We start from the raw sequence: 21884 nt of genomic DNA, 5'->3' as shown, positions 1-21884 counted from the left end.
TCAGGAATGCGCAGCCACTATGCAAAATAAACAACTGACCATTAGCTCCAGCAATATCACTCGCTGCTTCCTGCTGTTTATCGTGCTGCTGACGATCGGCATCGGCCTGTATGGCTACAACTACACCAACGCCTGGCTGGCGGAAAAGAAGTACACGCTGAACAGCATCGCCGGTTCGCTGCAAAAGCGCATCGATACCTATCGCTACATGACCTATCAGGTCTATGACAAATTCGGCAACGCGCCGGCGCAGAATGTCGATCCCGGTTTGCAGGAAACCCGCCTGCGCCCCGACGTCTACTATGTCGAGAAGCCGCACAAGAAAACCGACGCGGTGATCTTCGGCAGCCATGACGAGAACACGCTGGCGATGATCGCCAACATCTCGGACTACCTGGACAACCGTTGGGGCGCCAAGACCGAGAGCTACGCCATGTATTACCTCAATGGTCAGGACAACAGCCTCAGTCTGATCACCACTCAGCCGCTCAAAGAGCTGGCTTCGCGCTTTAGGGAAAGCTACCTGACCACTTCGGCGGACGAACGCCGCGCCGAGATGCTGCAACAGGCCAATATGCTCGACGAACGCGAGAGCTTTTCCGATCTGCGCAAACAGCGCTTCCAGAACGCCTATTCATTCTCGATTCGCACCACCTTTAATCAGCCGGGGCATCTGGCGACGGTGATCGCCTTCGACTTGCCGATCAACGACATCATTCCGGCCAACCTGGCCCGCGCCAATTTCCTGCTGCAGCCGGACGATGTCGAGCTCGACGACAGCGCCATCCCGGCGGAAACCGCCCTCGGCGCCCAGGCGGCGATGAGCGGCGGCTGGGTGGAGTTCAGCGCCGCCCTGCCCAATGCGCCGTTGAAGGTGGTGTATCGCGTTTCGGCCATTAATCTGGCCATAGACCTGCTGCGCAACAACATCTGGCTGATCGCGGTCAATCTGCTGCTGTTGGCGCTCTCGATGCTGAGCATCTACTTTATCCGCCGCCAGTACATCCGCCCGAGCGAAAACATGGCGGTTGAGCTGGAGGCCGAGCGCGCGCTGAATCAGGAAATCGTCTCCAGCCTGCCCTCCGGCCTGCTGGTTTACAGCTTCGCCAACAATGCGGTGATCGCCAGCAACAAAATCGCCGAGCACCTGCTGCCGCACCTCAGCCTGCAAAAAATCGCCCATATGGCCGAACAGCATCACGGCGTCATTCAGGCAACGGTCAACAACGAGGTGTATGAAATCCGCATTTTCCGCAGCCAGCTATCGCCGGATACCTACCTGTTCCTGATGCACGATCAGGATAAAGAGGTCATGGTGAACAAGCGGCTGCAGCAGGCACGGCGTGAATACGACAAGAACGTGCAGGCGCGCAAACTGATGTTGCACAACCTGGGCATCGAACTGAATCAGCCGGTGCGCCAGATGCACGATCTGGTCGACAGCCTGCGCAACCAGCCGGATCAGGAACAACAGCAGGCGCTGCTGGGCCAACTGACGGCGGCGTCGTCATCGGTGCTGGGATTGATCGATAACATCACTCTGCTGACGCGGCTGGAAACCCAGGACTGGCAACCGACGCGCGAGCCGTTCAACCCGGCGGCGATGATCGACGAGTTGCTGCTGGAAGCCCTGCCCGCTCTCAATCAAAAGGGGCTGGCGCTGTTCAAGCATTTCCAGTTGGACGTCGAACAGAACTACATCGGCGACGCCAACGCGCTGCGCAAAGTGATCTCACTGCTGGTGCATTACGCCATTATCACCACCGCCTGCGGTAAGATTTCTCTGGTCATCGACCATGAGCCCGAACACCCGGATCGCCTGATTTTCCAAATCAACGACACCGGCTCCGGCATCTCCAACGAAGAGATCAGCAATCTCAATTACCCGTTCCTCAGCCAGACGCTGGTGGACCGCTTCAACCACGGTTCCGGCCTCACTTTCTTCCTGTGCAATCAGCTGTGCAAAAAGCTTAACGGCCAGTTGGACATTCGCAGCAAAGTGGATATCGGCACTCGCTATACCATTCGCGTCGCCATGGAGATGGAGAGAAAAGAGCCGCAGGAACAGGAAAAGCTGCTCGACGGCGTCACCGCCCTGCTGGACATCACGTCAGATGAAGTGCGCGGCATCGTGACCCGCCTGTTGCAGGCTTACGGCGCCGACTGCCTCGTCGCCGAAGATCGCGCGGTCAACCGCGATTATGACGTGCTGCTGACCGATAACCCGCAGCGAGCCGATGATTACACGCTGTTGCTGGCGACCGATGAACCGGGTTGGCAAGCGCTGGATAAACGCTACATTCGGGTGAACTATAACCTGAACGGCGCATTAATCGACGCCGTGCTGATGCTGATCGAACAGCAAATGGCCGCGCTGGAGCAGGAAGAAAGTCCGCTTTCATTGAGCTCAGAAGATATCCAACTCTATGAAAAACAATTGAAATCAAGTGATTACTATGGGCTGTTTGTCGATACAGTACCCGATGATGTCAAAAAACTGTATACTGAGGCGGGCAGCAGTGATTTCAATGCGCTGTCACAAACCGCACACCGCCTGAAAGGCGTGTTTGCCATGTTAAATCTGCTTCCCGGCAAGCAGCTGTGCGAATCGTTAGAACAGCGCATCGCAGAAGGTGATGCGCCCGAGATCGAGAATAACATCAGTCAGATTGATTTTTTCGTCAGCAGACTGCTGAAGCAAGGTAGCCAACAACATGAATAACCTGAACGTAATTATTGCTGATGACCATCCTATCGTACTGTTTGGCATCCGGAAGTCACTTGAGCAAATTGAATGGGTGAATGTCGTTGGGGAGTTCGAAGACTCAACCGCACTGATCAACAATCTGTCCAAGCTGGATGCCAACGTGCTGATCACCGATCTGTCGATGCCGGGTGACAAGTATGGCGACGGCATCACGCTGATTAAGTACATCAAGCGTCATTATCCGCAGTTGTCGATCATCGTGCTGACCATGAACAACAACCCGGCGATCCTGAGCGCGGTATTGGATCTGGATATCGAAGGCATCGTGCTGAAACAAGGCGCGCCGACCGATCTGCCGAAGGCGCTGGCCGCCCTGCAGAAAGGCAAGAAGTTCACGCCGGAAAGCGTCTCCAAACTGCTGGAGAAAATCAGCGCCAGCGGCTATGGCGACAAACGCCTGTCGCCGAAAGAGAGCGAAGTGCTGCGTCTGTTCGCCGAAGGTTTCCTGGTGACCGAAATCGCCAAGAAACTCAACCGCAGCATCAAAACCATCAGCAGCCAGAAGAAATCGGCGATGATGAAGCTGGGCGTCGAAAACGACATCGCCCTGCTCAACTACCTCTCGTCCGTCAGCATGACGCCGTTGGACAAAGACTAAAGCCCGCCTCACGGCAGGTTAACGCCAAACAGGCACGGCATCCGCCGTGCCTGTTTGCTTTTCAGGCCTCGCTGCGGTTGTAGCGTACCTGCTGGCTGTAATAAGCCAATGTCTGCTCCAGCGTCTCCAGCGTAACCGGTTTCGACAGGCAATTATCCATGCCCGCCTCGAGACAGCGCTGCTTCTCCTCCGCCAACGCGTTCGCCGTCACGCCGATCACCGGCGCGCTGAACTGCATCTCCCGCAGCGCCTGCGTCAGGCGATAGCCGTCCATGTTCGGCATATTGACGTCGGTCAACACAATATCGACGTGGTGCTGTTTCAGTACGGCGAGCGCGTCTACGCCGTCGTTGGCGGTCACCACCTGATACCCCAGCGACCCCAGCTGATCGGAAAGCAGACGACGGTTGATCGGATGATCGTCGACCACCAGCAGATGAATATCGCCGTTGTCCGCCGCGCTGGCCTTGGCGGGCACCGGCAGCTGCACCAGCGCCTCTGCCGCGCCGTTGCCGACGCCGAACAATCGGTTGATCAAGGTCAGCGTTTCACGCGGCGTAGAGGTGCTGTGCATCCAATAGCCTGGCCGGGTTTCCAGCGACGGGCCGATATGTTCGGTCGAGAACTGGATCTGAGCCAACAGCGGCGTGTTCAGCATCAGCGGATAATCGCTGAGCATCACCTCGTCGGCGGCGGTCTCCTGCCCGTCATAGCGCTGGATATCGGCGCCGTAGCCGCCCAGAATCGCCATCAGGTAGCTTTCCAGCCGCTGATTGCGGATATCCAGCCACAGCCGCCGGCCCTGCCAGGTATCGCTGGCCTGCGGGATCGGGAACTGGGCGTTAAACAATGGAATGCGAATGCTGAACAAGCTGCCCAGCCCCGGTTCGGACTCGACGGAGACGTCGCCGTCCATCAGGTTGACCAATTTCTCGCAGATCGCCAGCCCCAAACCGGTGCCCTGGAAGTGGCGCTGCACGCCGGTGCCCACCTGGAAGAACGGATCGAACAGGCGTGAGATCTCCTTCTCCGGAATACCGACGCCGGTATCGCGCACGCTGAATTCCAGGTAGCTGCCGCGGGTGCAGACCTGCAGCACGATGCAGCCGGTATCGGTGAACTTGATGGCGTTGTTCACCAGGTTGGACAGCACCTGCTGCAGCCGCACCGGATCGCCGAAGATACGCTCCGGCACGTTTTGCTCGATAAAGCAGTACAGCCCCAAACGTTTCTTCACCACCAACGGCAAATAGTTGCCGGCGATATGGGTGATCACCTCCAGGCAGGAGAACTCACGCGGTTCAATCTTCAGCTGCTCGGACTCGATTTTGGAGAAGTCGAGAATATCGCTGATGATTTTAAGCAGCAGCCCGGAAGAGTTGTTCATCGCATTCACCAGCCGATCGACCCCTGGCGGTAACGCCTTGGTCTGCAGCAGATCGAGGTTGCCGATAATGCCGTACAGCGGCGTGCGCAGTTCATGGCTGACGGTGGCCAGGAACATCGATTTAGACTGGCTGGCCTGCTCCGCCGCCGCCGCCATCTCCTGCAGCGACTCTTCCATTTTCACGCGCGCGCTGACGTCCACCAGCACGCAGATCGCTACCTCTTCGTTGCGGTAACGCGAATGGACAAAGCTGATCTGCAGGTTATTGTTGTTGCTGGTCATCACATCGACGAAGTTCGCCTGCTGTTCGCAGATGATGCGCGTAATGCGATCGCGATCTTCGTGGGTCAACAGGTTGATGTAGTTGTGCGCCAGTTCGTTACTCAGAATATTGGTGCCATCGCTGATGCGCAGGATACAGATGCCCACCGGCGCCGAGGCGACGATCTTGCGGTTGAACTGTTCGTGTTCTTCCAGCCGGAAGGCATTGTCCTCCGCCGGCAGGAACATCTTGCGCTCAAACAGCCACGCCAGCGTGAACAGCACGATAGCCGACAACAGGTTCAGCAACAGCGCATTGAGGATCAGCATTTTGAAGCGTTCCACCACGCTTTTCACCGGCAGCGCATAAACGATGCTCAGCGATGAAGGCGGCAGCGCTTTTTTCAGGATCAGATCGCGGTAGTTGTCGACATAACCGAAGTAAGCATGCTCTTCGGGGTAGCTGTTGAGCGCAGCGGCATAGCGATCGCCATCCGCCAGGCGCAGTATCGGATCGTTGTTTTCATCCAGCAGCGTGACACCGATCGGCAGGTTGCCGGCGGTGACGAAATCTTCCAGCCGGACGGTTTGCTCGATGCCCAGCAGCGCCTCCAGCTTGTTGCCGATATAGAGAGGCGTCAGCACATACAGATAACCGATGTCAGGCCGCTGCGCGCTGGGGCTAATCCAATACAGGTTGTTGTCTTTGTCCAGATTCTTGGCGTTGCGGTATTTCAGAATGCGCTCGTGCAGCAGCTTCAGCATGTTTTCCCGGTTGGCGACCGCGTTGCCGCCGCCGAATTCCGCCAGACACAGGCTGTCGCCGCCGATAAAGAACACCCGGTTGAGATCGTAGGCCGCCACGAAGTTCTCTTTCCAATACTGGATCAGGCCGCTCAGCGAATCGAGTGAACTGCGGTAAGTGGCGCTCAGGGCACAATTAGACTCTGGATACAGCGGATAGAATTGCGGTGGGCTGCCCTTGCCGGGGATCACGCCGCTGAACATGTCCAGGCCGCTGACCGAACCGTTGAGGCGGTTTTCCGCCATGTACTTGATGTCGCGTATGATGTCGGCGGAATGGCGAATATAGCCCTGCGCCTGATCGAAATTGAGGTTGTACTCCTGGCGGATGTCCGATTCTTTCTGATGCAGGATATTCAGAATATAAAAGGTGGTGAGCAGCGCTCCCAACGACCACAGCAAAATCGCCAGCACCCGGAACAGATAGCGGGATATCTTCAGCGTAGTTCGAAAAGAGGCTAAATATTTCAATCGGATACCATACGAAAGTCAGTGGCGGCGCGCGTTGTCGCCGGCGCAGTGGCCGGCGGCTCGGTGCGCCAATTAAACCATATAACTGAAAAAGGGCCTAGCATCGCTGCCAGGCCCTTTTGTCTCAGTGCATTACGGTGTCGGCATGCCGACGCCCTCACCTTGCTTAAACGTTGTCGTCGTCCATCGGCTCAGCCGCGTCGTCGCCATCGTCCAGCGGCGTAGTGTCTTCTTCCACCGCTTCCGCGCCCGGTTCCAGGCTGTCCAGCTCTTCGTCTTCCACCGGCTCGGCCACGCGCTGCAGACCGACGACGTTTTCGTCTTCCGCCGTACGGATCAGCGTCACGCCCTGGGTGTTACGACCGACCACGCTGACTTCCGAAACGCGGGTACGCACCAGCGTGCCAGCATCGGTGATCATCATGATCTGGTCGCTGGTTTCCACCTGCACGGCGCCGACCACCTGGCCATTACGCTCGCTCACCTTGATGGAGATAACCCCCTGGGTGGCGCGTGACTTGGTCGGGTACTCGGTGACTGCAGTACGTTTACCGAAGCCGTTTTGCGTGACGGTCAGAATGTCGCCCTCGCCGCGCGGCACGATCAGCGAAATCACGCTGTCGCCTTCGCCGAGGTTGATGCCGCGCACGCCGGTCGCGGTGCGGCCCATCGAACGCACCTGCGTTTCCGGGAAGCGCACCACTTTACCGTTGGCGGAGAACAGCATCACTTCGTTGGTGCCATCGGTCAGATCGACGCCGATCAGCTCGTCACCCTCGTTGAGGTTGACGGCGATAATGCCGGCGCTGCGCGGACGGCTGAACTCGGTCAGCGCGGTTTTCTTCACGGTACCGCTGGCGGTGGCCATGAACACGTGACGCCCTTCTTCATACTCGCGCACCGGCAGAATGGCGGTGATACGCTCATCGGCTTCCAGCGGCAACAGGTTGACGATTGGGCGGCCGCGCGCGCCACGGCTGGCTTCAGGCAGTTGATACACCTTCATCCAGTACAGGCGGCCACGGCTGGAGAAGCACAGGATCGTATCGTGGGTGTTGGCCACCAGCAGGCGATCGATAAAGTCTTCTTCTTTAATACGCGCGGCGGACTTGCCTTTGCCGCCGCGGCGCTGCGCTTCATAGTCGGACAGCGGCTGATACTTCACATAGCCCTGGTGAGACAGGGTCACCACCACGTCTTCCTGGTTGATCAGGTCTTCGATGTTGATGTCGGAAGTATTGGCGGTGATCTCGGTGCGGCGGCCGTCGTTGTACAGCTCTTTGACCGCCACCAGCTCTTCGCGGATCACTTCCATCAGGCGCTCTGGGCTTTCCAGAATAAAGATCAGTTCGGCGATGAAGTTGAGCAGCTCTTTATATTCGTCCAGCAGCTTTTCGTGCTCCAGGCCGGTCAGTTTCTGCAGACGCAGATCCAGAATCGCCTGAGCCTGCTGCTCGGTCAGGTAGTACTTGCCGTCGCGGATGCCGAACTCCGGCTCCAGCCACTCAGGGCGAGCGGCGTCGTCACCGGCGCGTTCCAGCATGGCGCTGACGTTGCCCAGATCCCACGGCTGAGCCACCAGCGCGACTTTCGCTTCCGCCGGCGTCGGCGCACGGCGAATCAGCTCGATGATCGGATCGATGTTGGCGAGCGCGATAGCCAGCGCTTCCAGGATATGGGCGCGGTCACGGGCCTTGCGCAGTTCGAAGATGGTGCGGCGGGTGACCACTTCGCGGCGGTGGCGCACGAAGGCTTCGAGGATATCTTTCAGGTTCAGCAGCTTAGGCTGCCCCTGATGCAGCGCGACCATGTTGATGCCGAAGGTAACCTGCAGCTGCGTCAGCGCATACAGGTTGTTCAGCACCACTTCGCCGACCGCGTCGCGTTTGACTTCGATCACGATGCGCATGCCGTCTTTATCGGACTCGTCACGCAGCGCGCTGATGCCTTCTACGCGTTTTTCTTTCACCAGCTCGGCGATCTTTTCGATCAGACGCGCCTTGTTCACCTGATACGGGATCTCGTGAACGATGATGGTTTCGCGGCCGGTTTTGGCGTCGGCTTCCACTTCCGCGCGCGCGCGCAGGTAGACTTTGCCGCGCCCGGTGCGGTAGGCCTCTTCAATGCCGCGACGGCCGTTGATGATCGCCGCCGTCGGGAAGTCCGGCCCCGGGATGTGTTCCATCAGCCCTTCGATGCTGATGTTTTCATCATCGATATAGGCCAGGCAGCCGTTGACGACTTCAGCCAGGTTGTGCGGCGGAATATTGGTGGCCATGCCCACGGCGATGCCCGACGAGCCGTTGACCAGCAGGTTCGGGATCTTGGTCGGCATAACGGCCGGGATCTGCTCGGTGCCATCATAGTTAGGCACGAAGTCGACGGTTTCTTTTTCCAGATCCGCCAACAGTTCGTGAGCAATCTTGGACATGCGCACTTCGGTATAACGCATCGCCGCGGCGGAGTCGCCGTCGACGGAACCGAAGTTACCCTGACCGTCCACCAGCATGTAGCGCAGTGAAAACGGCTGAGCCATACGCACGATAGTGTCGTAAACCGCGCTGTCACCGTGCGGGTGATATTTACCGATCACGTCCCCGACGACACGGGCCGATTTCTTGTATGGTTTATTCCAGTCGTTACCCAATACACTCATCGCGTAAAGAACGCGGCGGTGAACCGGCTTCAGTCCATCACGAACATCTGGCAGCGCACGTCCGACAATAACGGACATCGCGTAGTCCAGATACGAGTTTTTCAACTCGTCTTCGATGTTTACCGGTGTGATTTCTCTGGCAAGGTCGCTCATGGAGCTGCTATCCCTCTACTAATGATTCATCTGCCCGCTGCCATAGTGGCAAAGGTGTAAAACTATATCACAAAGCACGCTTTACGGGAAAATAACCGCCGCTGTTTCACGGAAATTGTACAGATTAGTGCGCTAAAAACGCATCGACGCAGACGATGCCGCGCCGGAACATGTATAATCCGCGCAACGAGAACAAGGAGCCAGACAAGCCCATGAACGCAGAATCATCCAGCCGAGTGCAAAACGTTGACCACCAGGAAATCGCCAAGTTCGAGGCCGTCGCCTCCCGCTGGTGGGATCTGGAAGGCGAGTTCAAACCGCTGCACCGCATCAACCCGCTGCGCCTGAACTACATCATGCAGCGCGCCGGCGGCATTTTTGACAAGCAGGTGCTCGACGTGGGCTGCGGCGGCGGCATTCTGGCGGAAAGCATGGCGCGCGAAGGCGCCGAAGTGACCGGTCTGGACATGGGCGGGGAGCCGCTGCAGGTCGCCCGGCTGCACGCGCTGGAAAGCGGCGTGAACGTGACTTACGTGCAGGAGACGGTGGAAAGCCACGCTCAGGCCAACCCGCAGCGCTACGACGTGGTCACCTGCATGGAAATGCTGGAGCACGTGCCCGATCCGGCCTCGGTGGTGCGCGCCTGCGCCCAACTGGTGAAACCGGGCGGCCACGTGTTCTTTTCCACCATCAACCGCAACACCAAAGCCTGGCTGATGGCGGTGATCGGCGCGGAGTACGTGCTGAAGATGGTGCCGCAGGGCACCCACGATCATAAGAAGTTTATTCGCCCTTCCGAACTGATCGGCTGGGTCGACGGCACGCCGCTGCGCGAAAAGCAGATGATCGGCCTGCATTACAACCCGATCACCGATCATTTCAAGCTTGGGCGCAACGTTGACGTGAACTACATGGTGCACACCCAGCACGAAGGCTGAGCGCTGTAAACCGCGCCGGCCCTGCGTTATCGGGGTTCGGCGCCAACGCGCTGTTAGGAAAAATACCTAATTTCCGCGACTTCGATCAAAATCGTGGTTGTAGACAGTTTTTTAGAATATTAAATCAGATCAATATGCCGTTTTTTTCTAACGTTTAATAAAGCGCCAAACGATCGGTTTTTTCAGTTTTTCAGTAAAATCTGATCTCGCTTATTGACAAGCTTGTCGCGCCAGTCACGGCGCGCACTGCGAACGGCAAGTTACATTTCACCCCCAAGTTATCCACAAATTAGGCCGGTTTTGTTCACTTGCAAACGCCGTTTTTTCTCACTATCTTGTTACCTCACCGACATACAACCCCTATATATAGTGTTTACATACTGAGCAGAGCGACTACACTTCTGCTTAGGGGCACCATACGGACAGGTAAAACACCACATGAACCAAAGTCTGCTTGTAACTAAACGCGATGGCCGTAAAGAGCGCATCAACCTCGACAAAATCCACCGGGTCATCGATTGGGCCGCAGAAGGATTGCACAACGTCTCGGTTTCTCAAGTAGAGTTGCGTTCCCACATTCAGTTTTATGACGGCATCAAAACCGCCGACATTCACGAAACCATCATCAAAGCCGCTGCCGATCTGATCTCCCGCGATGCGCCGGACTATCAGTACCTGGCCGCTCGCCTGGCGATCTTCCACCTGCGTAAAAAGGCTTACGGCCAGTTCGAACCGCCGAAGCTGCACGCTCACGTGACCCGCATGGTCGAGATGGGCAAATACGATAAACATCTGCTGGAAGACTACAGCGCTGAAGAGTTCGAGCAGATGGACTCCTTTATCGATCACTGGCGCGACATGAACTTCTCTTATGCCGCCGTCAAGCAGCTGGAAGGCAAGTATCTGGTGCAGAACCGCGTCAGCGGCGAGATCTACGAAAGCGCCCAGTTCCTGTACATGCTGGTGTCCGCTTGCCTGTTCTCCAACTACCCGCGTGAAACTCGTCTGGACTACGTCAAACGTTTCTACGACGCGATTTCCACCTTCAAGATTTCGCTGCCTACGCCGATCATGTCCGGCGTGCGCACCCCAACCCGCCAGTTCAGCTCCTGCGTGCTGATCGAGTGCGGCGACAGTCTGGACTCCATCAACGCTACCTCCAGCGCCATTGTGAAATACGTTTCGCAACGCGCCGGCATCGGCATCAACGCCGGCCGCATCCGCGCGCTGGGCAGCCCGATCCGTGGCGGTGAAGCCTTCCATACCGGCTGCATCCCGTTCTACAAACACTTCCAGACCGCCGTCAAATCCTGCTCGCAGGGCGGCGTGCGCGGTGGCGCGGCAACGCTGTTCTACCCGATGTGGCACCTGGAAGTGGAAAGCCTGCTGGTGCTGAAAAACAACCGCGGCGTTGAAGGCAACCGCGTGCGCCACATGGACTACGGCGTGCAGTTGAACCGTCTGATGTACCAGCGCCTGATCAAAGGCGAAGACATCACCCTGTTCAGCCCGTCCGACGTGCCGGGGCTGTATGACGCGTTCTTCGCCGATCAGGACGAATTCGAGCGCCTGTACACCCAGTACGAGAAAGACGACAGCATTCGCCAGAAGCGCGTGAAAGCGGTTGAGCTGTTCTCGCTGATGATGCAAGAACGCGCCTCTACCGGCCGTATCTATATCCAGAACGTCGACCACTGCAACACCCACAGCCCGTTCGATCCGCAGATCGCGCCGGTGCGCCAGTCCAACCTGTGTCTGGAAATCGCACTGCCGACCAAGCCGCTGGAAGACGTCAACGACGAAAACGGCGAGATCGCGCTGTGCACCCTGTCCGCCTTCAACCTGGGCGCGATCGACAGCCTGGACGATCTGGAAGAGCTGGCGACCCTGGCGGTACGTTCGCTGGACGCCCTGCTGGATTATCAGGATTATCCGATCAAGGCCGCGCACCGTGGCGCAATGGGTCGCCGCACCCTGGGCATCGGCGTCATCAACTTCGCCTATTATCTGGCGAAGAACGGCGTGCGCTACTCCGACGGCAGCGCCAACAACCTGACCCACAAGACGTTCGAAGCCATTCAGTACTACCTGCTGAAAGCCTCCAACCGTCTGGCGCAGGAACAAGGCGCTTGCCCGTGGTTCAACGAAACCACCTATTCGCAGGGCATCCTGCCGATCGACACCTACAAGAAAGACCTGGATGCGATCTGCAGCGAGCCGCTGCACTACGACTGGGAAACCCTGCGTAAAGAGATCCAGGAAACCGGTCTGCGCAACTCGACGCTGTCCGCCCTGATGCCGTCGGAAACCTCTTCGCAGATTTCCAACGCCACCAACGGCATCGAGCCGCCGCGCGGCCACATCAGCATCAAGGCGTCGAAAGACGGCATCCTGCGCCAGGTGGTGCCGGAGTATGAGCGTCTGAAAGACAACTACGAGCTGCTGTGGGAAATGCCGAGCAACGACGGCTATCTGCAGCTGGTGGGGCTGATGCAGAAATTCATCGACCAGTCGATTTCGGCCAACACCAACTACGATCCGACCCGCTTCCCGGGCGGCAAGGTGCCGATGAAGCAGCTGTTGAAAGACCTGCTCACCACCTACAAGTTCGGCGTGAAAACGCTGTACTACCAAAACACCCGCGACGGTGCGGAAGACGCCCAGGAAGATTTGCAGCCTGCCAAGGCCGGCGATGACGACTGCGAAAGCGGCGCCTGCAAGATCTAAAGTTTGACCTAGCGGGCCGGAATTTTCCGGCCCCTTCATTTAGCCACGTTACGATGGATTCAGGCTTATGGCTTACACCACTTTTTCTCAGACCAAAAACGACCAGCTGCAAGAGCCGATGTTCTTCGGCCAGTCGGTAAACGTTGCGCGTTTCGACCAGCAAAAGCATGAAATCTTCGAAAAACTGATCGAAAAACAGCTCTCCTTCTTCTGGCGCCCGGAAGAGGTTGACGTTTCCCGCGATCGCATCGATTACCAGGCGCTGCCGGAGCACGAGAAGCACATCTTCATCAGCAACCTGAAGTATCAGACCCTGCTGGACTCCATCCAGGGCCGCAGCCCGAACGTCGCCCTGCTGCCGCTGATCTCGATCCCTGAGCTGGAAACCTGGGTGGAAACCTGGTCGTTCTCCGAGACTATCCACTCCCGTTCCTACACCCACATCATCCGCAACATCGTCAACGATCCGGCGCTGGTGTTCGACGACATCGTCACCAACGAAGAGATCAAGAAGCGCGCGAAAGACATTTCCGGCTACTACGACGATCTGATCGAGATGACCAGCTACTATCACCTGCTGGGTGAAGGCACCCACCAGGTGAACGGAAAAACCGTCACCGTCAATCTGCGTGCGCTGAAGAAGCAGCTGTACCTGTGCCTGATGAGCGTGAACGCGCTGGAAGCGATCCGCTTCTACGTCAGCTTTGCCTGCTCCTTCGCTTTCGCCGAGCGCGAATTGATGGAAGGCAACGCCAAAATCATCAAACTGATCGCCCGCGACGAAGCGCTGCACCTGACCGGCACCCAGCACATGCTGAACCTGATGCGTTCCGGCGCCGACGATCCTGAAATGGCGGAGATCGCCGAGGAATGTCAGCAGCAGTGCTACGATCTGTTCGTGTTGGCCGCCCAGCAGGAGAAAGAGTGGGCGGAATACCTGTTCCGCGACGGCTCGATGATTGGCCTGAACAAAGACATCCTGTGCCAGTATGTGGAGTACATCACCAATATCCGCATGCAGGCGGTCGGCCTCGGTCTGCCGTTCGAAACCCGCTCCAACCCGATCCCGTGGATCAATGCCTGGTTGGTGTCCGACAACGTGCAGGTAGCGCCGCAGGAAGTGGAAGTGAGCTCTTACCTGGTTGGCCAGATCGACTCGGAGATCAACGCCGACGACCTGAGCGACTTCGAACTGTAAGCGATGGCGACGCCAACCGTAACGCTGCGCGCCGCCGGCACGCAGCTCTCTTGCCCTAACAGTGAAAACTGCCTGCTCGACGTGCTGGAACTGCACGATGTGCAGGTAGAGTACCAATGCCGCTCCGGCTATTGCGGCGCCTGCCGTCTGAAGCTGGTGAAAGGCGAAGTGGCCTACCGCCAACAGCCGCTGGCGTTTATCAACGCCGGTGAAATCCTGCCCTGCTGCTGCATGCCGCTGACGGATATCGAGTTGGAAATGTAAAGTCGGGTGCCGGAAACCGCGCCTGGAGACCAGAAGGCGGGGTTGCCCCCGCCCTAGGATTACCGCTTCACCTCACACGCCAACCTGATCAGGATAGTGATATTTTTCTGGTAGATTTTCAGCTCGCACAGCGAGTCTCTTATCATCCAGATAAATAACAAAACCGTAATACTTACAACGGTTAGCGAGTGAAACACATGCCTTAAGCGCATGCTTGCCTCCTTGCTGTGAAGGGGCTACCATACCGGTGTCTAGGCGGTATGTGCAGCCCCATTCTGATTGAGAGTCAGTCTGGGGCTTTCATCTATCCGCCTTGTCACACAATGCCCAAGACGAACAGTCTCAAGCACCCGTCAAGAGAGTAACAGCATTCCCTCACCGCGAATATCCCCTATAAGATTATGATTAATCAGGGATATATAACTATCCTCAAAGTATTTCGCTTAGCGCCCCTTTCCCGCCGATGTGGAAAAATAACGCGCCGGGGAATCGCCGAAGGCTTTACGAAACATGGCGATAAAATTGCTCGGCGAGGCATACCCCAGCGCCTCCGCAATCTGCAGCACCGTTTCGCCTTCGGCCAGCTTCGCCAACGCATATGACAACCGAGCCTGCTGACGCCACTGGGCAAAACTCAACCCCGTCTCGCCGATCATCAGCCGCCGCAGGGTACGCGGCGACATCGCCCCCCATTCAGCCCACGCCTCCAGTGAACGTTCGCTCCCCGGTTGCGCCAGCAAGGCCTGCAGAACGCCGGCCAGGCGCGGATGGGACGACATCGGTAAATACAGCGGCTCCGTCGGCGCCAGCCGTATCTCGTCACGCATCACCTGCGCCATACGCTCCTGCTCCAGGGTAAGCGCGCTGCGTTTGTCCCAACCTTCCGCACGCTGAGCCAGCGCCTGTAGCACTGCGCTGATGCCGATAACGCAAGGTGTATTCGACAGATCGTGGCAGGCCTCCGGCGCCAGCAGTAAACTCCAGCCGCTCAGCGCGCCGCAAACCTGCACCCGGTGCTCCGTCGCCGGCGGGATCCAACCCGCCCGCTGAGGCGGCAGCACCCAATCGCCCTGCGCCGTGCTTACATGCAGCAAACCGCTTTCAACGCACAGCAACTGCCCGCGCACATGCTGATGCCAGTCGTATTCGCGCGTGCCCAACCGATACTCCCGGCCTGCCGCGTCGCGGCCGCCGAGGGCGATCAGCCAGGGGCCCGTCGACCATTCGCTGCAGTCAGCGTCGAGGGCGTGAAGGTTCGCATTCATATTGGCCACTAATCACTATTTTTAGTCCAGATACCGTTATACCAACCTTTTCCTGCACCGACATAATGAAATGCTTCCGGCCGCGACCGTCTGCGGCCACTGACTCACGAGGGAACATGATGACAACACTCAGCATTGGCATTATCGGCGCCGGGCCCGGCGGCCTGTGTCTGGCTCAGGGACTGCGCCGCTTTGGCATCCACGCCACGGTGTTTGAACGCGACACCACACCGCAAGCACGCGATCAGGGCTACCGGCTGCGCATCGATCCGTCGGGGCAGCAGGCGCTGGCCGCCTGCCTGCCGCCGGCGCACTACCGCTTGCTCTGCGCCGGCAGCGCGCAAAACAGCGGCGAGAGCAATCTATGGGATCCGCAGCTTGCCCCGCTCACCGGCCGGCGCCCCGAGCACTGGTTGCCCTCCAGCCAGCGCCAAACACAAGAACCGGGCGGCGATCTCGGCATTCATCGCCAAACGCTGCGCGAGATCCTGCTTGCCGGCCTGCAAGACCGGGTGCGTTTCGGCCATACCTTGCGTGAATTTGCACAAACGCCGCAGGGTGTGGAACTTCAGTTCGCCAACGGCGAACACGTGCGGGTCGATGTGCTGATCGCCGCCGACGGTGTCAACTCGCTGGTGCGGCGGCGCTGCCTGCCCGAGGCGGGGCCAGAAGACAGCGGTGCGGTCACCCTCTACGGCAAAACGCCGCTCGATGCGGCGACCCGGGCCCAATTGGCCCCTGAGCTGCTGAACGGCGTATCGGTGATCTTCGCCGACGGCGTGTCGCTGGTGGTTGAACCGATGCGCTTTCAGGCCCCCATGGCGCAACTGGCGGCCGACTACGCGCCCGATTGCCGCCTCTCGCCGGTCGACGACTATCTCTATTGGGCCTGTATCGGTTCGGCTGAACGTCTCGGCGGAGCCCCGGGACTGGAGGAGAACACCGCGTTGCAGGCGCGCGTACGGCATATCTCGCAAGGATGGGCGCCCGCCTTGCAAACGGCGTTAGCGCTGGCGGATCCCCTGTCGCTCAGCGTGCGGACGGTGCAGGTTACGGCGGCGATGCCGGAATGGCACAGCGAACGCATCGCCTTTCTCGGCGACGCCGTGCACGCCATGAGCCCGGCAGGTGGGCTCGGCGCCAACACCGCGCTGGTAGACGCCGCCAGCCTGGCGGCGCATCTGGCGCACTCAGACAGCGCCGCGCAGGCGCTCAGGAACTCCGGTACAGAGCTGCAAACGCGAGGCGCGGCGGCAATACGTCTTTCACGCCTGGCGTCCGAACGGCTACAACAAAACAGTGAGGCAGACAACTCAGCGCCATGAGCGTCACTCGATAATTTCCACCACCTCCAGCCAGGCGTTTTTACCGCACGCCTGGCCCCCATTCAGCCAACGGCGCAGCATATCCAGCGCCAGCATCGCCACCGACTCCTGCCGCAGCCGCAGCCCGTGGCGCGACGCGCGATAACGCACGGTCTGGCCAATCCCGCCGCGCGGCGTGTGCAGCGCAATGCTCACCTGCTCATCGCGCATGGCGCTGACCGCCAACGCCAACGGCGCGCCGGTCAATTCCGCCAGCGAGCGGGCGCGCGCCAGCGTCGTTTCCAGCGTTTCGATGCAGTGGGCCGGCAGCAGCTCTCCCCCCGCCAGCGGCGCGCCTTCGCTCTGCAGCTGCAGGTTGATCAAGCCGCCGCTGAATTGCTCGCTCAACGCCAGCTTCAGCCCTTGCTGATTCAAGCGCTGCGTCAGCGTCGCCGGCAACCCGACGGTGCCTTCGAAGATGCAGTTGTCCCCCGCTACCTCGCGCACGCGTCGCCAGGCCAGCTCCATCTCCGCGCGCCGGTTTTCCGGCCCGGTCAGCTTCAACTCAATGATCGGGCTGGACGAGCGGTAACCCAGCACCACGTCCGGCGGCAGCGGCAGGCTGTCCAGTTCGGCGGCCAGATCGCTCTCGGAGGTACCGAACGTCGTCAGACGCAGGCACAGCGGCGGCGCCGGCAAAGTGAAGCGCTGGCGCAGACGCGGCACGATCTGCTGTTCGACCATCACTTTGAATTCCGAAGGCACGCCGGGGGTGAAGAACATCAGGCATTGGTTCAGCTGCAACGCGAAACCGCAGGCGGTGCCCACCGGGTTATCCAGCATTTCCGCATTGGCCGGGATCTGCGCCTGCTTGCGGTTGGAAGGGGCCATCGGCCGCCCGCGCTCGGCGAAATAGGCTTCCATACGCGCCAGCCAGTCAGCCCGTTCAATCAGCTCTACGCCGCAGGCTTTCGCGGCGGCCAGCGCGCTCAAATCGTCGCTGGTCGGCCCCAGGCCGCCGTTGACAATCAGCACATCGGCGATATGGCTGCGTTCCTGCAGGATCTCGATCAAAGCAGAGAGGCTGTCCCCTACCGTTTCCCGCCCGCTCATCGGCACGCCCTGCTGGAACAGGTAGTCCGCCAGCCAGGCGGCGTTGGTATCAATAATTTGCCCGTGCAGCACCTCATCGCCGGTGCTGAGCATCTCCACCCTTAACATTGATCTCTCCCACATTTTTTGGTCATTCCACTATAGAAGCCCGTAAATAACTTTTCACTAGCCGCCGTCGGATTATTTCCGCCATCGCGTCGTTCATCATGCGCCATGCCGCCCGCAAGGTTGTAAACTTTAATTTACAATGCGCGTAACGCCGGTTTGACACAAATTAGGGCTTCCACTATCCTGCCATCCTCATAAATCGTTACCTATAATTTTCAAAATCTTTCGGCTGGTAGAGAAAAAACGTGAAGAATCGCACTCTTGGCAGTGTTTTTATCGTGGCGGGCACCACCATTGGCGCCGGGATGCTGGCGATGCCGCTGGCGGCGGCCGGCGTCGGTTTCGGCGTCACGCTGGCCTTACTGGTCGGGCTGTGGCTGTTGATGTGTTACACCGCGCTGTTACTGGTGGAGGTTTACCAGCATGAGCAGGCGGATACCGGTCTGGGCACGCTCGCCAAACGTTATCTCGGCGGCGGCGGCCAGTGGCTGACCAGCTTTAGCATGATGTTCCTGATGTATGCCCTCACCGCCGCCTACATTAGCGGCGCCGGCGAACTGCTCGCCACCAGCATCAGCCAATGGACATCGCAGGACTTCCCGGTGTCGCTCGGCGTCCTGCTGTTCACCCTGGTGGCCGGCGGCGTGGTGTGCATCGGCACCCACTCGGTCGACTTGTTCAACCGCATCCTGTTCAGCGCGAAAGTGGTGTTTCTTGTGGTGATGCTCGGCCTGATGTTGCCGAATATCCACCAGACCAATCTGATGACGTTGCCGCTGGAGCAAGGCCTGGCGTTATCGGCCATTCCGGTGATCTTCACCTCATTCGGCTTCCACGGCAGCGTGCCGAGCATCGTCAACTACATGGGCGGCAACATTCGCAAACTGCGTTGGGTGTTTATCATCGGCAGCGCCATCCCGCTGATCGCCTATATCTTCTGGCAACTGGCGACGCTAGGCAGCATCAGCTCCGACACCTTCGTCGGCATTCTGGCGCAGCAGGCCGGGCTGAATGGCCTGTTGCAGGCGGTGCGTGATGCAGTAGCTTCACCGCACGTTGAACTGGCGGTGCACCTGTTCGCCGATCTGGCGCTGGCGACCTCGTTCCTCGGCGTTGCGCTTGGGCTGTTCGATTTCCTGGCTGACCTGTTCAAGCGGCAAGATAACGTGCGTGGCCGCCTGCAAACCGGCGCCATCACCTTCCTGCCGCCGCTGGCCTTCGCGCTGTTCTATCCGCGCGGTTTCGTGCTGGCGTTGGGTTTCGCCGCCATCGCCCTGTCGGTGCTGGCGCTGCTGCTGCCTTCGCTGCTGGTGTGGAAAACTCGCCAAAAGCATCAGGCACAATATCGCGTCTGGGGCGGCACCCCTGCGCTGGCGCTGGTGTTTGTCTGTGGGGTAACGGTGATCGCCATCCAACTGGGCATCGCCAGCGGCATGCTGCCGGCGGTCGGGTAAGCGACGAAAGACAAAGAATGATAAAGAGAAAGGGGCCGCAATGGCCCCTTTTTGCTGAGCGTCAGAAGCTCAGACCGACACCGACATAAGGGCCATCGGCGAGGGTGTTGTCGCGACGCCCGTCTTTGCCTTCCATCTGCATGTAACGGTAGCCCACGTCCACGCTCAGCGGACGGAACTTCCAGCGCAGGCCGCCGCTGGCTTCGTTATAGGCCTTCACGCCGCTGGTGAAAGACTCAGGGGCAAAGTAACCTTCGCCGTGCAGGCTGAAGTAACGGTTAATTTCCCACTCCAGGCCGCCGCCCAGCGCCACCGCCCCGCCGCTTTTCCCGTCTTTCGGGCTGAGGTACAGCGCTTTGGCGCCCACGGTCGCCGTCAACGGCCCCAGCGGCACGCCGAAGTTCAACCCCACGCTGCCGACGTTGCCGTCGTGGTCGCTGCGCGCCCAGTTGCCGGTCAGGCCCAGACCTGAAGAGCCGGTGCTCATACCAACGCCCAGGTTGGTGTAGTGTTGCCCGGCTTCGCCCGACACGCTGATGGCGTTCGCCGCGCCGGTCACAAACAGCAATCCTGCCGCGCACGCGACCCAAGTCTTTTTCATCATCTTTCCCTCTGGTTTGTCATCCGTACCGAATGATCGAATCAACGCAAAATAATAACGTCATGAGTCTATACCAAAGCGCAATGAGTATTTAAGGGATAAAAGCGAAAAAATTCTTCAATAATCAAATAAATGTAAAAATTTGCAAACAAAAATCCATATTCGTCAAGGCGATGCCAACGATAACCGAGACCTATTTGCCGTCGCTCGGCAATAGGGCTACAACTAGTAGTGGCTTTGACCAAGGTCAGGGGAAGAAGCCCCGCCAAAGGACTATGCTGATGAACGCTTAAACCGCCCGAGTCTTTACTTAACTGCACTACGATAAGGAGCAAGTGATGAGCAAGAAAGGACTGACCACCGCAGCCGGCGCCCCGGTTGTCGATAACAATAACGTGATCACCGCGGGCAAACGCGGCCCGATGCTGTTGCAGGACGTGTGGTTCCTGGAAAAACTGGCCCACTTCGACCGCGAGGTCATCCCCGAGCGCCGCATGCACGCCAAAGGATCCGGCGCCTACGGCACCTTTACCGTCACCCATGACATCACCCGCTACACGCGCGCCAAGATCTTCTCCGAAATCGGTAAGCAGACCGACATGTTTATCCGCTTCTCCACCGTCGCCGGTGAGCGCGGCGCGGCCGACGCCGAACGCGACATTCGCGGTTTCGCCATGAAGTTCTATACCGAAGAAGGCAACTGGGATTTGGTGGGCAACGATACGCCGGTGTTCTATCTGCGCGATCCGCTGAAATTCCCCGATCTTAATCACGTGGTGAAACGCGATCCGCATACCAACCTGCGTAATCCGGTGTACAAGTGGGATTTCTTCTCTCACCTGCCGGAATCACTGCACCAGCTGACCATCGACTTCAGCGATCGCGGCATTCCCAAGTCCTACCGCCACATGCACGGTTTCGGCAGCCACACCTTCAGCTTTATCAATGCCGCCAACGAGCGCTTCTGGGTGAAATTCCACTTCCGCTGCGAACAAGGCATTGAAAACCTGATGGATGAAGAAGCGGAAGCGATCATCGCCAAGGATCGCGAAAGCTCACAGCGCGATCTGTTCGATGCGATCAAACGCGGCGACTTCCCGCGCTGGAAACTGCAGATCCAGATCATGCCGGAACACGAAGCCTCGCAGACGCCGTATAACCCGTTCGATCTGACCAAGGTCTGGCCGCACGGCGACTACCCGCTGATCGACGTCGGCTTTTTCGAGCTGAACCGCAACCCCGACAACTACTTCTCCGAGGTCGAGCAGGTGGCGATGAACCCCGCTAACGTGGTGCCGGGCATCAGTTTCTCGCCGGATAAAATGCTGCAGGGCCGCCTGTTCTCCTATGGCGATGCGCACCGCTACCGCCTGGGCGTCAACCACCACCAGATCCCGGTGAACGGCGCCAAATGCCCGTTCCACAACTATCATCGCGACGGCGCGATGCGCGTGGACGGCAACAGCGGCAACGGCGCAACCTACGAACCGAACAGCTTTGGCCTGTTCCAGGAGCAGCCGGACTTCAGCGAACCGCCGCTGAGCATTGAAGGCGCGGCCGACCACTGGAATCATCGTGAAGACGACGATTACTACAGCCAGCCGCGCGCGCTGTTCAACCTGCTGAGCGCCGAAGAGCACCAGCGCATGTTCACCCGCATCGCCGGCGAACTGTCGCAGGTGCCGGAACACATCCAGCGCCGTCAGGTCGAGCTGTTCACCAAGGTGCACCCGGACTACGGCGCCGGCGTCGCCAAGGCGTTGGGACTGAAATAACCCGTCGTCATCATTCGCTCAGCCGCCCTTTCGGGCGGCT

Annotated in this window: 15 protein-coding genes; 9 read left to right on the top strand and 6 right to left on the bottom strand. The window is 58.9% G+C overall.

Going from position 1 to position 21884, the window contains the following annotated elements; translation table 11 throughout:
* Positions 1–19: 19 nt before the first annotated feature.
* Positions 20–2722 (top strand): phosphotransferase RcsD, encoded by a 2703-nt coding sequence (rcsD, locus tag J0X03_RS07160; protein ID WP_033651924.1) that lies wholly within the window; start codon positions 20–22, stop codon positions 2720–2722.
* Positions 2715–3365, top strand: a complete 651-nt coding sequence (gene rcsB / locus J0X03_RS07155) for a response regulator transcription factor RcsB (protein WP_004935900.1) — start codon at positions 2715–2717, stop codon at positions 3363–3365. The genes rcsD and rcsB overlap by 8 nt, the downstream gene beginning before the upstream one ends.
* A 61-nt stretch (positions 3366–3426) precedes the next feature.
* On the opposite strand, the gene rcsC is transcribed toward rcsB, so the two are convergent.
* Entirely contained in the window at positions 3427–6288 is a 2862-nt protein-coding gene (rcsC, locus tag J0X03_RS07150; RefSeq protein WP_033643839.1) for a two-component system sensor histidine kinase RcsC, read from the bottom strand.
* Between the two features lie 166 nt (positions 6289–6454).
* Positions 6455–9097: a DNA topoisomerase (ATP-hydrolyzing) subunit A gene (gene gyrA / locus J0X03_RS07145; RefSeq protein ID WP_033643840.1), complete on the bottom strand. Its 2643-nt coding sequence runs from the start codon at positions 9095–9097 to the stop codon at positions 6455–6457.
* Positions 9098–9309: 212 nt separating this feature from the next.
* Between gyrA and ubiG the strand changes: the two genes are divergently transcribed.
* The 4 genes from ubiG (at position 9310) to yfaE (ending at position 14224) form a co-directional block, all read left to right on the top strand.
* Positions 9310–10035 (top strand): bifunctional 2-polyprenyl-6-hydroxyphenol methylase/3-demethylubiquinol 3-O-methyltransferase UbiG, encoded by a 726-nt coding sequence (gene ubiG / locus J0X03_RS07140; RefSeq protein WP_160204447.1) that lies wholly within the window; start codon positions 9310–9312, stop codon positions 10033–10035.
* 438 nt (positions 10036–10473) lie between these two features.
* Positions 10474–12762: a class 1a ribonucleoside-diphosphate reductase subunit alpha gene (gene nrdA, locus J0X03_RS07135; protein ID WP_033632525.1), complete on the top strand. Its 2289-nt coding sequence runs from the start codon at positions 10474–10476 to the stop codon at positions 12760–12762.
* 67 nt (positions 12763–12829) lie between these two features.
* Positions 12830–13960 (top strand): class Ia ribonucleoside-diphosphate reductase subunit beta, encoded by a 1131-nt coding sequence (gene nrdB / locus J0X03_RS07130; RefSeq protein ID WP_019453694.1) that lies wholly within the window; start codon positions 12830–12832, stop codon positions 13958–13960.
* Between the two features lie 3 nt (positions 13961–13963).
* Positions 13964–14224 (top strand): class I ribonucleotide reductase maintenance protein YfaE, encoded by a 261-nt coding sequence (gene yfaE / locus J0X03_RS07125; protein WP_015378558.1) that lies wholly within the window; start codon positions 13964–13966, stop codon positions 14222–14224.
* A 59-nt stretch (positions 14225–14283) separates the two neighbouring features.
* On the opposite strand, the gene J0X03_RS24305 is transcribed toward yfaE, so the two are convergent.
* Together J0X03_RS24305 and J0X03_RS07115 are read right to left on the bottom strand one after the other, a co-directional pair.
* On the bottom strand, positions 14284–14436 hold the full coding sequence (locus J0X03_RS24305) for a Hok/Gef family protein (protein ID WP_033651926.1): 153 nt from the start codon (positions 14434–14436) through the stop codon (positions 14284–14286).
* 231 nt (positions 14437–14667) lie between these two features.
* Positions 14668–15489, bottom strand: a complete 822-nt coding sequence (locus tag J0X03_RS07115; RefSeq protein ID WP_033651927.1) for an AraC family transcriptional regulator — start codon at positions 15487–15489, stop codon at positions 14668–14670.
* A 116-nt stretch (positions 15490–15605) separates the two neighbouring features.
* On the opposite strand from J0X03_RS07115, the gene J0X03_RS07110 reads away from it, so the two are divergent.
* Positions 15606–16814, top strand: coding sequence for an FAD-dependent oxidoreductase (locus tag J0X03_RS07110; RefSeq protein ID WP_230358711.1), 1209 nt, complete (start codon positions 15606–15608; stop codon positions 16812–16814).
* Positions 16815–16817: 3 nt separating this feature from the next.
* Here the strand turns inward: J0X03_RS07110 and J0X03_RS07105 are convergent, their stop codons facing one another.
* On the bottom strand, positions 16818–18014 hold the full coding sequence (locus J0X03_RS07105) for a nicotinamide mononucleotide deamidase-related protein YfaY (protein ID WP_122016671.1): 1197 nt from the start codon (positions 18012–18014) through the stop codon (positions 16818–16820).
* Between the two features lie 245 nt (positions 18015–18259).
* Between J0X03_RS07105 and tyrP the strand changes: the two genes are divergently transcribed.
* Positions 18260–19468 carry a tyrosine transporter TyrP gene (gene tyrP / locus J0X03_RS07100; protein WP_004935940.1) on the top strand — a complete coding sequence of 403 codons (1209 nt, stop codon included), beginning with the start codon at positions 18260–18262 and terminating at the stop codon, positions 19466–19468.
* A 61-nt stretch (positions 19469–19529) separates the two neighbouring features.
* On the opposite strand, the gene J0X03_RS07095 is transcribed toward tyrP, so the two are convergent.
* The gene (locus J0X03_RS07095) at positions 19530–20069 is read right to left on the bottom strand and encodes a YfaZ family outer membrane protein (RefSeq protein WP_033643844.1); all 540 of its coding nucleotides are present in this window, start codon (positions 20067–20069) and stop codon (positions 19530–19532) included.
* 338 nt (positions 20070–20407) lie between these two features.
* Here J0X03_RS07095 and katA point away from each other — a divergent pair, with 338 nt between their 5' ends.
* Positions 20408–21844, top strand: a complete 1437-nt coding sequence (gene katA / locus J0X03_RS07090; RefSeq protein WP_033651930.1) for a catalase KatA — start codon at positions 20408–20410, stop codon at positions 21842–21844.
* Positions 21845–21884: the final 40 nt, after the last annotated feature.

Origin of the sequence: Serratia ureilytica (genome assembly GCF_017309605.1) — a bacterium.
Lineage (GTDB): Bacteria > Pseudomonadota > Gammaproteobacteria > Enterobacterales > Enterobacteriaceae > Serratia > Serratia ureilytica.
This window is presented reverse-complemented; position numbering and strand designations above follow the sequence as displayed.

What these genes read in the sequence shown, in the direction of transcription:
- rcsD (WP_033651924.1), top strand. Translation starts at nt 20, where the DNA reads ATGCAAAATAAACAACTGACCATTAGCTCCAGCAATATCACTCGCTGC.
- rcsB (WP_004935900.1), top strand. Translation starts at nt 2,715, where the DNA reads ATGAATAACCTGAACGTAATTATTGCTGATGACCATCCTATCGTACTG.
- gyrA (WP_033643840.1), bottom strand. Translation starts at nt 9,097, where the DNA reads ATGAGCGACCTTGCCAGAGAAATCACACCGGTAAACATCGAAGACGAG.
- ubiG (WP_160204447.1), top strand. Translation starts at nt 9,310, where the DNA reads ATGAACGCAGAATCATCCAGCCGAGTGCAAAACGTTGACCACCAGGAA.
- nrdA (WP_033632525.1), top strand. Translation starts at nt 10,474, where the DNA reads ATGAACCAAAGTCTGCTTGTAACTAAACGCGATGGCCGTAAAGAGCGC.
- nrdB (WP_019453694.1), top strand. Translation starts at nt 12,830, where the DNA reads ATGGCTTACACCACTTTTTCTCAGACCAAAAACGACCAGCTGCAAGAG.
- yfaE (WP_015378558.1), top strand. Translation starts at nt 13,964, where the DNA reads ATGGCGACGCCAACCGTAACGCTGCGCGCCGCCGGCACGCAGCTCTCT.
- J0X03_RS24305 (WP_033651926.1), bottom strand. Translation starts at nt 14,436, where the DNA reads ATGCGCTTAAGGCATGTGTTTCACTCGCTAACCGTTGTAAGTATTACG.
- J0X03_RS07115 (WP_033651927.1), bottom strand. Translation starts at nt 15,489, where the DNA reads ATGAATGCGAACCTTCACGCCCTCGACGCTGACTGCAGCGAATGGTCG.
- J0X03_RS07110 (WP_230358711.1), top strand. Translation starts at nt 15,606, where the DNA reads ATGATGACAACACTCAGCATTGGCATTATCGGCGCCGGGCCCGGCGGC.
- J0X03_RS07105 (WP_122016671.1), bottom strand. Translation starts at nt 18,014, where the DNA reads ATGTTAAGGGTGGAGATGCTCAGCACCGGCGATGAGGTGCTGCACGGG.
- J0X03_RS07095 (WP_033643844.1), bottom strand. Translation starts at nt 20,069, where the DNA reads ATGAAAAAGACTTGGGTCGCGTGCGCGGCAGGATTGCTGTTTGTGACC.
- katA (WP_033651930.1), top strand. Translation starts at nt 20,408, where the DNA reads ATGAGCAAGAAAGGACTGACCACCGCAGCCGGCGCCCCGGTTGTCGAT.